The organism is Cupriavidus sp. GW822-FHT02D05 (genome assembly GCF_058802485.1).
This window is the reverse complement of sequence record NZ_JBXAOE010000011.1, coordinates 137,799-150,269: the sequence shown is the minus strand read 5'-3', so window position 1 is coordinate 150,269 and position 12,471 is coordinate 137,799. Positions and strand designations below refer to the sequence as shown.

The window sequence follows — 12,471 nt, the reverse complement described above, 5'->3', positions numbered from 1 at the left end:
ATGAAGGGGATAGTATGCGGACGATTATATGAGCTAGTATCATGTTTGCTTACTCGCGTTCCGGAGTCCACGCCATGACCCTGCAAACCCCTGTAGACAACGGCCCGAAGCGGCGCCGGCCGATGCAAGCGCGGTCCCTGGAGAAGCTGGAACTCATATTTGAGTCGACCATCCGCCTCCTGGACAAGGAGGGGCTGGAGGGGGTGAGCACCAACCGGATTGCCGAGGTGGCCGGCATCAGCATCGGTACGCTTTACCAGTATTTCTCGAACAAGCAGGAAGTGATGGAAGCACTGGGGCGTCGGGAGATCGAGAGCGTGATGGGGCGCCTGGGCCTCTTGCTCAGCACGCCCGGCACGCCCGATCCGACGGCGCGCGCCAGGCTGTTGGTGCGTGCATTGCTAAGTGCGTTTGGCGGCCGTCACCGCGTGCGCAAGCTCTTGCTGGAGGTAGCGCTGGCCTCGGGCAGCAGGCAGGCGCTGGAAGGCTCCGCGGCGCAGGTCGCGCAGTGGCTCAGTTCGGGCCACGCCGTGGACGCCGAGAACCGCGCGCTTGTCATGCGGCCGATGGCCGCCTTCGTCCTGACGCAGGCCGTCATGGGCGTGATGCGCAGCGCGCTGGCGGCGGACGAAACCCTGCTGGCCGATCCTGAACTGGAGGACAACCTGGTGCGCTTGATCCGGGGATTCCTGAATGAGGGTGCCGCGCAGCATCAGGCAGCCGCGAGGGGTGCCTGATGCCGTTCCTGATCACATCAAAATGATGTCGTACTGTTCCTGGTGGAACGTCGATTCCACCTGCAGCGAGATTGGCTTGCCGATGAAGTCGCCGAGCATGGCCAGATGCTGGCTTTCTTCCTCCAGGAACAAATCGATCACGTGCTGCGAGCCAAGGATGCGGAACTCGCGCGGGTTGAACTGGCGTGATTCGCGCATGATCTCGCGCAGGATGTCGTAGCAGACCGTGCGCGGCGTCTTGACCTGGCCCTTGCCCGTGCACACGGGGCACTGCTCGCACAGCACGTGCGCGAGAGACTCGCGCGTGCGCTTGCGGGTCATCTCCACCAGCCCGAGCTGCGAGAAGCTGTTGACTGTGATGCGGGTGCGGTCGCGCGACAGCGCGCGCTTGAGTTCCGAGAGCACCTGGTCGCGGTGCTCGGTGTTTTCCATATCGATGAAATCGATGATGATGATGCCGCCCAGGTTGCGCAGCCGCAGCTGGCGCGCAATCGTATGCGCCGCTTCCAGGTTGGTCTTGAAGATCGTGTCGTCGAAGTTGCGCGCGCCGACGTAGCCACCGGTGTTGACGTCGATGGTGGTCATGGCTTCCGTCTGGTCGATCATCAGGTAGCCGCCGGACTTCAGGTCGACCCGGCGCGACAGCGCCTTCTCGATCTCGGCGTCGATATTGAAGAGGTCGAAGACGGGGCGCTCGCCGGTGTAGTGCGACAGGCGTGGCAGCACCGCGGGGGTGTACTCCTGGGCGAACTCGACCAGCTTCTGGAAGTTCTCGCGCGAGTCCACCTGGATCACGTTGGTGGCATCGTTGACGAAGTCGCGCAACACGCGCTGGGCCAGGTTGAGGTCCTGGTAAAGCAGGTTGGGCGCGGGCAGCGTGGTGGCGTTCTGGCGGATCGAAGCCCAGATCTTGCGCAGGTAGGCAATGTCGTTGCCGAGTTCTTCGTTGCTGGATTCCTCGGCGATGGTGCGCACGATGAAGCCGCCGCGCTCATCCGCCGGTACCAGCCCTTGCACGCGGGCGCGCAGGGCTTCGCGGTCGACCTCGCCCTCGATGCGCTGGGAGATGCCGATGTGCGGGTCCTGCGGCAGGTAGACCAGGGTGCGCCCGGCAATGCTGACCTGTGTGGACAGCCGCGCGCCCTTGGTGCCGATCGGGTCCTTGATGACCTGGACCATCAGGGCCTGGCCTTCGTAGAGTGTCTTCTCGATGGCAAGTGGCGCGGCGTTGGCGTTCTTGTCCGGATCGCGCGGGTGCCAGATGTCGGCGACGTGGAGGAAGGCGGCGCGCTCCAGCCCGATATCGATGAAGGCGGATTGCATGCCGGGCAGCACGCGCACGACCTTGCCAAGGTAGATATTGCCGACGAGCCCGCGCGACAGCGTGCGCTCGACGTGGAGTTCCTGCACGGCGGCCTGCTGCACGATGGCCACGCGTGTTTCCTGCGGTGTGATGTTGACGAGGATGTCTTCAGTCATAGTGGATGAAACTCGTCGCCGGCTGACCGGCCAGGTGGTTGTCCGCAGTGTGCTGCCATGCTTCCCGCGGGCGCTGCCGTGGCCAGGGTGGCAGCAGCTTGAAGCGCGAACGGATGGGCGGCGGCGGGGTTCTCAGAACCGCAGATGGGCCTGTCTGAGCAGCGAAGCCGTCTCGAACAGGGGCAAACCCATGATACCCGAATAGCTGCCGTCGATTCGCTCGACGAACTCGGCGGCGCGGCCCTGGATGCCATAGGCGCCGGCCTTGCCGGCCGGTTCACCACTGGCGACGTAGGCGGCAATCTCGTCGGCGGCCATGGTGCGAAAGCTCACCTCGGAAACCGACAGCGCGTGGCGCTGGCCGAGCGCGGAAACCACGGTTACCGCGGTCAGCACGCGGTGGGTGCGCCCGGACAGGGCGCCCAGCATGCGGGCGGCATCGGCATTGTCGGCGGGCTTGCCGAGGATTTCGCCGTCCAGGCAGACGGTGGTGTCCGAGGTCAGGATGGGGGCATCGGCCAGGGCGCGCCGCTCGCGCCGGCGCAGCGCGGCTTCGGCCTTGAGCGCGCATACGCGCTGCACGTAGTCGTCCGGGCTCTCACCCGGCAAAACAACTTCCAGCGCCTCGGCGTCTTCGTCGCCGTCGGCCAGCAGCAGTTCGTAGGCAACGCCAAGCTGGGTCAGCAGCTCGCGCCGGCGCGGGCTCTGGGAGGCGAGATAGAGGAAGGTATGGGTCACGGCAGGGCAGTGGGGGGTAGGGCACGCCAAATGCGGCTGCAGCGCATGCGCCGCTTCGGTCGCATTGTACCCTCGGCCTCGCCCGGTGCGCGACACGGGCGCGCGCCTGGTTTCAGGCGCGGTGGTAGGGGTGGTTCTGCGTGACCGACCAGGCGCGATAGAGCTGCTCAGCCAGCAGCACGCGCACCATGCCGTGCGGCATGGTCAGGCTGGACAGCCGCAGCAGGGTCTGAGCGCGAGCCTTCAGGGCGGGATCGAGGCCGTCGGCGCCGCCGATCAGGAAGGCGACATCGCCGCCTTCACGCTGCCAGTCGCCCAGCTGGGCGGCGAGCTGCACCGTGGTGAGGTCGCGCCCGCGCTCGTCCAGCGCCACAATGCGGCATTGCTTGGGCAGTGCTGCCTCGATGCGGGCCGCCTCGCGTTGCATCACGGTGGTGGCGTTATTGCTCGACGAGCGTGTCTCGGGCTTGATCTCGCGCAGCTCGATGCGCAGCTCGGGCGGCATGCGCTTCGCGTACTCCGCGAATCCGGTTTCGATCCAGCCGGGCATCTTGTGGCCAACGGCCACGATCAGCAACTGCATGGCGGGAAGCGGACCGGTCCGGCTCAGGCCGAGCGGGTGGTGCGCTTGCGCGCGACCGGAGCCTTGGCGGCCGCCGTCTTGGCCGGCGCCTTGGCGGCAGTCTTGGTCGCAGCCGTCTTGGTGGCGGTCTTGCGTGCCACGCCGGTGCCGGCTGCGGTCTTGCGCGGCGCGGCCGTCTTGGCCGGCGCCTTGCGTGCCGGTGCCGAGCCCAGCGCGCTGGTCAGGCGTTTTTGCACGGTCGGGGCGCGGTTGGTGGCGATGGCGTCCGGGTCGGTATCTTCGTGGCCAAGCGGCGGCGAAGGCTCTTTCATGCCTTCGGGCAGACGGGCCAATGCCGGGCGCAGGCCGGTGGCGCGGCGCGCGGTGCGCACGACCGGGGCGTCGTCTTCATCTTCGCCGTCGATCGGCTCGCTGGCCTTGGCCAGGCCCTTCTTGGCCGTGGACAGCTTCAGGCGTACCGGCTTGTCACCCCAGAGTTCTTCCAGGTTGTAGTACATGCGCAGCTGCGGCTGCATGATGTGGACGACGGCGTCGCCGCAGTCGACCAGCACCCATTCGCCCGTTTCCAGCCCTTCCACCGCAACGATATGGCCGCCGGCTTCCTTGACGGTATCGCGGACCGAGGCGGCCAGCGCCTTGGTCTGGCGGTTCGAGCTCCCGCTGGCGATCACCACCCGGTCGAACAGCTCGGTCAGGTGGGTGGTGTCGTACACCTTGATGTCCTGCGCTTTGACATCTTCGAGGCCGTCGACGATGGCGCGTTGCAGTTTGCGAATATCCATGGTGCTTTTTTTCAGTTCAGCTGAGATCGGTTTGGGGGCGGGCCGGGATGGGCAGATCCGACTGCGTCGGCCGATACAGGCCGCGGCTCGCGATGTAGTGTGCCACGCCGGACGGCAGCTGGTCATCTGCCGGTTGTCCGGCAGCCAGGCGTTGGCGTAGGGCGGTGGAGGAGAGGTCGACGGCGAGCGTCTGGTCGATCCACATGCGGCCGGAGGGCATGGATTGTATCAGGTCGGTGGACGCACGCCGTTGCGCGAGCTCCTGGCGCACCGGACCGTCCAGTTCCGCGAGGTCGAAACCGGGCCGCGTCGCCACGCAAAGATGGACGTGCGCGAACAGTTCTTGCCAGCCATGCCAGGTGTGCAGGCGCAGCAACTGGTCGGCGCCCATGAGCCACGCCAGCGAGGCATCGGGGCCATAGTGCTCGCGCAGTTCATGCACGGTATCCACGGTGTAGCTGGGGCCGGCGCGGTCGACTTCCATGCGGCTGGCATGGACCAGCGCGCGGGTGTCGGACAATGCCTGCGCGGCCAGTTCGGTCATGGCGAGGCGGTCGGCCGCAGGGGTGACGTCGTCGCCTTTTTGCCACGATTGGCCGGTCGGGATCCAGACCAGCTCGTCGAGTTCGAGATGTTCGATGCACAGGCGGGCGAGCGCCACGTGGCCGATGTGGGGCGGATCGAAGGTGCCGCCGAGAATGCCGAGGCGGTAGGGGCGGTGGCTCTTGGTCGAGCCTGCTGCGTCTGCCGCGTTGGCGGTGAGCGATCGTGCGATGTCGTGTGCCATGGGGTTGCCGTCAGGCCCACTCGCGCACGGGCAGGAAGTCCGTGTACAGCGCTGCCTCCGCGCTGCCCGGTTCCGGTTGCCAGTCATAGCGCCAGCTGGCCAGCGGCGGCATCGACATCAGGATCGACTCGCTGCGGCCGCCCGATTGCAGCCCGAAGTGCGTGCCGCGGTCGAACACCAGGTTGAACTCGACATAGCGGCCGCGCCGGTAGGCCTGGAACTCGCGCTCGCGCTCGCCGTAGGCCGTGTCCTTGCGCGCCTGCAGGATCGGCAGGTAGGCGTCCAGGAAGGCGTCGCCAACCGATTGCATCATGGCAAAGCTGCGCTCGAAGCCGAGCGCGGAGAAGTCATCGAAGAAGATGCCGCCAATGCCGCGCGCTTCGCCGCGGTGCTTGAGGAAGAAATACTCGTCGCACCATTGCTTGAAACGCGGGTAGAGGTCATCGCCATAGGGGGCGAGGGCGTCGCGGCAGGTGGCGTGGAAGTGTGCGCAGTCACCAGTGTTGCCGTAGTACGGCGTCAGGTCCATGCCGCCGCCGAACCACCACACCGGCTCGGCGCCTTCCTTCACCGCCATCAGGCAGCGCACGTTCATATGCACGGTGGGGACAAAGGGGTTGCGCGGGTGGAACACCAGCGACACGCCCATTGCCTCGAAGCCCCGCCCGGCGAGCTCCGGCCGGTTGGCGGTAGCCGATGGCGGCAGCGCATCGCCCCGCACATGCGAGAAGCCCACGCCGGCCCGCTCCATCACGGCGCCGCCTTCCAGGATCCGGGTGCGGCCGCTGCCGCGCAGGCGCTCGGTGGGCGGCTTCTCCCAGGCATCGGTCGAAAACGCCTTGCCGTCGATGGCGGCAACAGCGTCGGTGATACGGTCTTGCAGACCGAGCAGATAGGCACGGACTGCCTGGGAATCGATCATGGTATGCGGGCGGGTGAGCCGGAGCGGTGACGGCCGGGCAGGTCAGTCAACCTGCCCGGCCGTCATAGCGATGTCATGATTGTACTGGCTGAGGCAACGCCTGGCCGGATTCGGCAAATTCAGCACGAACCATCGTAAAGGGCGAAGAAATCGTAGTGGGCGGCCCATGGCGGGCACCGCAGGGCTCGCCATGGGTCGTGCAGTAGATTTATCGTCCGTTACCGCTTGATGGCTCGGTAGCCGATGTCGGTACGGTACTGCATGCCGTCGAAGTGGATCTTCTCGGCCGCGCCATAAGCCGCGCGCTGTGCCGCCTTGACGGTATCGGCCAGCCCGACCACGCACAATACGCGCCCGCCCGTGGTCAGCAGCGTGCCATCCGTGAGTGTGGTGCCGGCGTGGAAGGTCACGCTGTCGTCGGTCTCGGCCGGGATGCCTGTAATGGCATCGCCCTTGCGCGGCGCATCGGGATAGCCAAAGGCGGCCATCACCACGCCCAGCGCGGTGCGGCGGTCCCAGTCCAGTTCGATCTCGTCGAGCTTGCCGTTGACGGCGTGCTCCATCACGTCGACCAGGTCGGTCTTCAGGCGCGCCAGGATCGGCTGGGTTTCCGGGTCGCCCATGCGGCAGTTGAACTCCAGCGTCTTCAGGTTGCTTTCGCTGTCGATCATCAGGCCGGCATAGAGGAAACCGGTGTAGGTGATGCCGTCTTTTTCCATGCCGCGCACGGTCGGCATGATGATCTCGCGCAGCGCGCGGGCATGCAGCGCGGGCGTGACCACCGGGGCCGGCGAGTACGCGCCCATGCCGCCGGTATTGGGGCCGGCGTCGTGATCGAGCAGGCGCTTGTGGTCCTGGCTGGTGGCGAGTGCCAGGACGTTCTTGCCGTCTACCAGCACGATGAAGCTGGCTTCCTCGCCCTCAAGGAATTCCTCGATCACCACGCGTGCGCCGGCGTCGCCGAGGCGGTTGTCGGCCAGCATCATGTCGACCGCGGCGTGCGCTTCTTCCAGCGTGGCGGCAACCACCACGCCCTTGCCGGCGGCCAGGCCGTCGGCCTTGATCACGATCGGCGCGCCTTGCGCATCGATATACGCGTGCGCGGCGGCGGCGTCGTTGAAGGTCTGGTAGGCGGCGGTCGGGATGCCGTGGCGCTGCATGAAGGCCTTGGCGAAATCCTTGGAGGATTCCAGCTGGGCTGCCGCCTGCGTCGGGCCGAAGATGCGCAGGCCCTTGGCACGGAAGATATCGACGATGCCGGCCGCCAGCGGCGCCTCGGGGCCGACCACCGTGAAGCTCACGCCTTCGCGCTCGGCGAAGGCGGCGAGCACTTCCGGATCGGTCAGGGGAACGTTCTGCAGCCGCTTGTCGAGCGCGGTGCCGCCATTGCCCGGCGCCACGTACACCACCTGCACCTTGGGCGACTGGGCCAATTTCCAGGCCATCGCGTGTTCACGACCACCCGAGCCGACAACCAATACTTTCATGATCTACTGCCAGAAAAAATGACGCATGCGAAATGCGAAAAGCGGCAGCCATGGCTCATCGAACCGCGCTGCCGCCGTGAGGCGAGGTCTTACCCGATCCGCGCCTTACTCCTCGATCACCGCGTTGGTGAAGACTTCCTGCACGTCGTCCAGGTTTTCCAGGGCGTCGAGCAGCTTTTGCATCTTGATGGCGTCGTCGCCGACGAAGCTGACTTCGTTCTGCGGCTTCATCGTGACGTCGGCCATCTCGGCCTTGAAGCCCGCGGCTTCCAGCGCGGCCTTGACCGTGCCGAAATCATTGGGCGGGCACAGCACTTCGATCGAGCCGTCGTCGTTGGTGACCACGTCGTCGGCGCCGGCTTCCAGCGCGGCTTCCATCAGCTTGTCCTCGGGCGTGCCGGGGGCGAACAGGAACTGGCCGCAATGGGTGAACATGAACGCCACGGAGCCTTCCGCCCCCATGTTGCCGCCATTCTTGGAGAAGGCATGGCGCACTTCGGCGACGGTACGGGTACGGTTGTCGGTCAGGCAGTCGACGATGATCGCCGCGCCGGCAAGGCCGTAGCCCTCGTAGCGGATTTCTTCGTAGTTGACGCCTTCCAGGCCACCCACGCCGCGCTGGATGGCGCGCTGGATGTTGTCCTTGGGCATGTTCGCATCCATTGCCTTGTCCATGGACAGGCGCAGGCGCGGGTTGGAGTCGGGGTCAGCGCCGCCGAGCTTCGCGGCGACGGTGATTTCCTTGATCAGGCGGGTCCAGACCTTGCCGCGCTTGGAGTCAGCCGCGGCCTTCTTGTGTTTGATATTGGCCCATTTTGAGTGACCGGCCATGATTCTCTCCGAAGCGGAAAATGTTTGACGCGCGCGCCTTGGCTTTGCGCGCCGGCTGTGCCGGGCGGGCAACGGGTGCTCGCTGGCGGCGCGCCGGGTGGTTTATGTGTCTGTGAGCCGGCCTTGGGGGCTGGCATAATCAGCCCAGCATTTTATCACGCGGCCCCGCCGCCGCTGGCCTCCCGATCACGGGAGCCGCCGGGAAGGGCGGGGACGGTCGCGGCGAAAGCGCCGCGCGGCTTGCCAACCAGAGAGACCATGGCCGAACCCATCATCATCGCCAAGAACGCCGAGCTGGAACTTGCCCTGCTGCCCGAGATGGGCAACCGGCACGGCCTGATCACCGGCGCCACCGGCACCGGCAAGACCGTGACCCTGCAAAGCCTGGCCCAGGGTTTCTCCCGGCTGGGCGTGCCGGTCTTCATGGCCGACGTCAAAGGTGACCTGACCGGCATTTCCCAGCCGGGCAAGCTCTCCGACAAGCTCAAGGCCCGGCTGGCCGAGCTCGGCCTGCCCGAGCCGGTGTGGGGCGCCTGCCCCACCACCCTGTGGGATGTGTTCGGGCAAAAGGGCCATCCCGTGCGCGCCACGGTCTCCCATATGGGGCCGCTGCTGCTGTCGCGCATGCTGGAACTCAACGACACCCAGCAGGGCGTGCTCAACCTGGTTTTCCGCATCGCCGACGCCAACGGGCTGCTGCTGCTCGACGCCAAGGACCTGCGCGCCATGCTGCAGTACGTGGGCGACAACGCGGGCCAGTTCACCACCGAATACGGCAATATCTCCGCGGCCTCGATCGGGGCCATCCAGCGCGGGCTGATGGCGCTGGAGTCACAAGGCGCAGACGTGTTCTTCGGCGAACCCATGCTCAACCTGGACGACTTCATCCAGACCGAGAACGGGCAGGGCGTGGTGAATATCCTGGCCGCCGACAAGCTGCTGAATTCGCCCAAGCTCTACGCCACTTTCCTGCTTTGGCTGTTGTCGGAGCTGTTCGAGAAACTGCCCGAGGCGGGCGATCTTGACAAGCCCAAGCTGGTGTTCTTTTTCGACGAGGCGCACCTGCTGTTCAACGACGCGCCCAAGGCCCTGCTCGACAAGATCGAGCAGGTGGTGCGGCTGATCCGCTCCAAGGGCGTTGGCGTGTATTTCGTTACGCAGAATCCTGTCGACATCCCCGATACCGTGCTGGGCCAGCTCGGCAACCGCGTGCAGCACGCGCTGCGCGCCTTCACGCCGCGTGACCAGAAGGCCGTCAAGGTGGCGGCCACCACCATGCGGGCCAAGCCGGGGCTGGACCTGGAAAAGGCCATCGGGGAGCTCGGTGTGGGCGAAGCGCTGGTGTCGTTGTTGGACGCCAAGGGCATCCCCGGCATCACGGAACGCGCCTGGGTGCTGGCGCCCGGCAGCCGGATCGGCCCGATCACCGACGACGAGCGCAAGCAATTGCTGGCGAACTCGCTGGTGGCCGGCACCTATGAGCAGACCATCGATCGCGAGTCGGCCTACGAGAAGCTCAAGGGCCGCGCCGCCGCGCCTGGGTCTGCCCCCGCCGCTGGCGGCGGCGCACCCGCGCCCGCGCCTACGGCTGGCCAGCCCGAAGCGCCGCCCGCGCAGGGCGGCGGCTGGCTGGACCAGGCGGGCGAGATCTTCGGCGGGCTGACCAAGGGCACGGGCAAGACCGGGCGCGGCGATTCCATCCTGGAGTCGATGGCCAAGTCGGCCGCGCGCACGGTGGGCTCGCAGGTCGGGCGCGAGCTGATTCGCGGCGTGCTGGGCAGCTTGCTGGGCTCGGGCAAGAAGAAGTAGGAGGCGCCGGCCGTCGGCCGCTCCGGTGTGCCACGTCCGGCGAGATCGGCGGGCGCGGCGCATAGCCATGGCGTGGTATCGGCCAGCCGGTCCGTCGGCGATAACGCCAGCGGGCGGGACTTGCGTCTTAGCGGCGTTGCGCCGCTGCCTCGTCTTCCCGCATCTTGCGCAGGAACAGCCGGGTGAAGAACCAGCCCATGCCGATGATGAAGGCGATGACGGCCAGGCTCATCAGCCCGGTGGGGGTCGAAAACAGGATCTTCAAGGCTGCCATGTGGGTCTCCCAGGTCAGGCGAGGCACACCGGACGGTGTGCCGCTGCCGATAGTCTAGGGAGCGCCGCGGCCGGCGGGATTGAGGCCGGTCAAGCCGGGCGCAGACAGTGCCCGGCTTGCCAGGAAAACTCAGTTCTTGGTGCCGAACAGCCGGTCGCCCGCGTCGCCGAGGCCGGGGATGATGTACGCGTGCTCGTCCAGGTGGCTGTCCAGGGAGGCGACGAACAGTTTCACGCCGGGATGTGCCTTCTGGAATACTTCGACGCCTTCCGGCGCTGCCACCAGCGCCACGAACGTAATCGCATCATCCTTGACGCCGCGGCGCTTGAGCACATCCACCGCATGCGCGGCGGAGTAGCCGGTGGCGACCATCGGGTCGCACAGGATAAAGCTGCGGTCTTCCACGTCGGGCAGGCGCACCAGGTATTCCACCGGGCGGTGCTGGTCGTCGCGGTAGACGCCGATATGGCCGATGCGGGCCGAGGGAATCAGCTCGACCAGGCCGTCGCTCATGCCCACGCCGGCGCGCAGCACCGGCACGATGGTGAGTTTCTTGCCGGCGATCACCGGCGCGTCCAGCTCCACCAAGGGCGTCTCGATGCGGCGCGTGGTCAGCGGCAGGTCGCGCGTGATTTCATAGCCCATCAGCAGCGTGATTTCCCGCAGCAGCTCGCGGAACGTGCGCGTGGAGGTGTCCTTGTCGCGCATATGGGAGAGCTTGTGCTGGATCAGCGGGTGATCGAGGATGTACAGCTTGGGGAAACGCGGATCTTGCTTCATGGCGGGTAGTCGGCAGGAGTGGGCGCGAGGGCCCGTTGCAGCCGGATTGTAATGGATGCGGGGCTGCGCGCCCCCGGCGATCCTCCCGCCGCAAGCGCGCAGCCCCGCCTGCGCTCAATCCACCGAGATGCTGGCGCTCTTGGCGACCTTGCCGAATTTCTCGTACTCGGACAGCGTCAGCGACTGCAGGTCAGCCGCGCTCGAGCCCTTGGGGTTGAAGCCTGCCTGCCCGAGTTTGTCCTTCACGTCCGCATTGCCCAGCGCCGCGATGAAGGCGGCATTGAGTGCCTGCACCACCGGCGCGGGTAGCCCGGCCGGGCCGTACACGCCGAACCACGGCTCGACGGCGTAGCCCGCCAGGCCGGCCTCGGCCAGCGTCGGCACGTTCGGCAGCGCTGGCGAGCGGCTCTTGCCGGCCACCGCCAGCGCGCGCAGCTTGCCGCCCTGGATGTGCGGCAGCGAGGCGGGCAGGTTGTCGAACATCACCTGCACGTGGCCGCCCAGCATGTCGTTGATGGCCGGGCTGCTGCCCTTGTATGGCACATGGGTCAGGCCCGTTTGCGTCATCTGCGCGAACATCGCGCCCGCCAGGTGCATGGACGTGCCGGTGCCCGCGGTGGCGTAGGTCAGGCCGGGATGGGCCTTGGCGTAGCTGACCAGCTCGGCCACATTCTTTACCGGCAGGCTGTTGCTGACTTCCAGCACAATGGTGGAGGTGCCAAGCAGGCTGACCGCGGTGAAATCCTTGCGCGGGTCGAACGGCACGTGCTTGTAGATATGCGGGTTCAACGCATTGGTCGAGATGGCGCCGAAGCCGATGGTGTAGCCGTCAGGCGCGGCCTTGGCGACCGCCTCCATGCCGATATTGCCGCCAGCGCCGGGGCGGTTCTCCACGACCACGGGCTGGCCGAGCTTCTCCGCCACCTTCTGGCCGACCGTGCGCGCCACGAGGTCAGTGGTGCCGCCAGCAGCGTAAGGCACGATGAAGCGGATTGGCTTGACGGGGTAATCGGCCGCGCTGGCGGCCGAGGGCAGCCAGCCGCTTGCGAGCATGGCAACCGCGGCGGCGATCAGCAGCGGGCGGGCGGCGGTCTGCTTTTTGACTGGAACGGGAATGCGCGAGGAAAGAATAGCGAGGGGTGCTGCCGTCATGAATGCTCCTGGTTTTTCTTATGCGGCGCGCGTTTGACGCGCCGACCGGCGAGCTTACGGCAGTTTCAGGCTGGCTGCCAGGGTTGCCAGCCAGCCAGGCAGGCTGGCTA

The 12,471-nt window shown here is 66.7% G+C and carries 13 protein-coding genes; 2 read left to right on the top strand and 11 right to left on the bottom strand.

The genetic code is table 11. The annotated features are described in order from the left end of the window. The first annotated feature begins 74 nt into the window (after window positions 1-74). The gene (locus AC1RQK_RS16630; RefSeq protein ID WP_492376118.1) at window positions 75-737 is read left to right on the top strand and encodes a TetR/AcrR family transcriptional regulator; all 663 of its coding nucleotides are present in this window, start codon (window positions 75-77) and stop codon (window positions 735-737) included. A 12-nt stretch (window positions 738-749) separates the two neighbouring features. Here AC1RQK_RS16630 and rng read toward each other — a convergent pair whose 3' ends face one another. From rng to AC1RQK_RS16590, 8 genes are all read right to left on the bottom strand, one after another. After that, the gene (gene rng / locus AC1RQK_RS16625; protein ID WP_043344550.1) at window positions 750-2,216 is read right to left on the bottom strand and encodes a ribonuclease G; all 1,467 of its coding nucleotides are present in this window, start codon (window positions 2,214-2,216) and stop codon (window positions 750-752) included. A 132-nt stretch (window positions 2,217-2,348) separates the two neighbouring features. Then, a complete protein-coding gene (locus tag AC1RQK_RS16620) occupies window positions 2,349-2,954 on the bottom strand; it encodes a Maf family protein (RefSeq protein ID WP_492376119.1) in 606 nt (201 codons plus the stop codon). Window positions 2,955-3,066: 112 nt separating this feature from the next. After that, window positions 3,067-3,537, bottom strand: coding sequence for a 23S rRNA (pseudouridine(1915)-N(3))-methyltransferase RlmH (gene rlmH / locus AC1RQK_RS16615; RefSeq protein WP_043344552.1), 471 nt, complete (start codon window positions 3,535-3,537; stop codon window positions 3,067-3,069). A gap of 23 nt (window positions 3,538-3,560) precedes the next feature. Then, window positions 3,561-4,319, bottom strand: coding sequence for a ribosome silencing factor (gene rsfS / locus AC1RQK_RS16610; RefSeq protein ID WP_183036055.1), 759 nt, complete (start codon window positions 4,317-4,319; stop codon window positions 3,561-3,563). A 16-nt stretch (window positions 4,320-4,335) separates the two neighbouring features. Further along, on the bottom strand, window positions 4,336-5,106 hold the full coding sequence (locus tag AC1RQK_RS16605) for a nicotinate-nucleotide adenylyltransferase (protein ID WP_253930161.1): 771 nt from the start codon (window positions 5,104-5,106) through the stop codon (window positions 4,336-4,338). Between the two features lie 10 nt (window positions 5,107-5,116). Next, window positions 5,117-6,028, bottom strand: a complete 912-nt coding sequence (gene hemF, locus AC1RQK_RS16600; protein ID WP_492376120.1) for an oxygen-dependent coproporphyrinogen oxidase — start codon at window positions 6,026-6,028, stop codon at window positions 5,117-5,119. 218 nt (window positions 6,029-6,246) lie between these two features. After that, entirely contained in the window at window positions 6,247-7,515 is a 1,269-nt protein-coding gene (gene purD / locus AC1RQK_RS16595; RefSeq protein WP_477134028.1) for a phosphoribosylamine--glycine ligase, read from the bottom strand. A 105-nt stretch (window positions 7,516-7,620) separates the two neighbouring features. Further along, window positions 7,621-8,346 (bottom strand): YebC/PmpR family DNA-binding transcriptional regulator, encoded by a 726-nt coding sequence (locus AC1RQK_RS16590; RefSeq protein ID WP_416047880.1) that lies wholly within the window; start codon window positions 8,344-8,346, stop codon window positions 7,621-7,623. A 258-nt stretch (window positions 8,347-8,604) separates the two neighbouring features. Here AC1RQK_RS16590 and AC1RQK_RS16585 point away from each other — a divergent pair, with 258 nt between their 5' ends. Further along, window positions 8,605-10,155, top strand: coding sequence for a helicase HerA-like C-terminal domain-containing protein (locus AC1RQK_RS16585; RefSeq protein ID WP_492376122.1), 1,551 nt, complete (start codon window positions 8,605-8,607; stop codon window positions 10,153-10,155). A 127-nt stretch (window positions 10,156-10,282) separates the two neighbouring features. On the opposite strand, the gene AC1RQK_RS16580 is transcribed toward AC1RQK_RS16585, so the two are convergent. The 3 genes from AC1RQK_RS16580 to AC1RQK_RS16570 all read right to left on the bottom strand — a co-directional run bounded on the left by AC1RQK_RS16580 (window position 10,283) and on the right by AC1RQK_RS16570 (window position 12,262). Then, a complete protein-coding gene (locus AC1RQK_RS16580; RefSeq protein ID WP_006158366.1) occupies window positions 10,283-10,429 on the bottom strand; it encodes a DUF3149 domain-containing protein in 147 nt (48 codons plus the stop codon). A 129-nt stretch (window positions 10,430-10,558) separates the two neighbouring features. Beyond that, window positions 10,559-11,209: a uracil phosphoribosyltransferase gene (gene upp, locus AC1RQK_RS16575; protein WP_043344561.1), complete on the bottom strand. Its 651-nt coding sequence runs from the start codon at window positions 11,207-11,209 to the stop codon at window positions 10,559-10,561. Between the two features lie 114 nt (window positions 11,210-11,323). Further along, on the bottom strand, window positions 11,324-12,262 hold the full coding sequence (locus AC1RQK_RS16570) for a Bug family tripartite tricarboxylate transporter substrate binding protein (protein ID WP_492376128.1): 939 nt from the start codon (window positions 12,260-12,262) through the stop codon (window positions 11,324-11,326). Window positions 12,263-12,471: the final 209 nt, after the last annotated feature.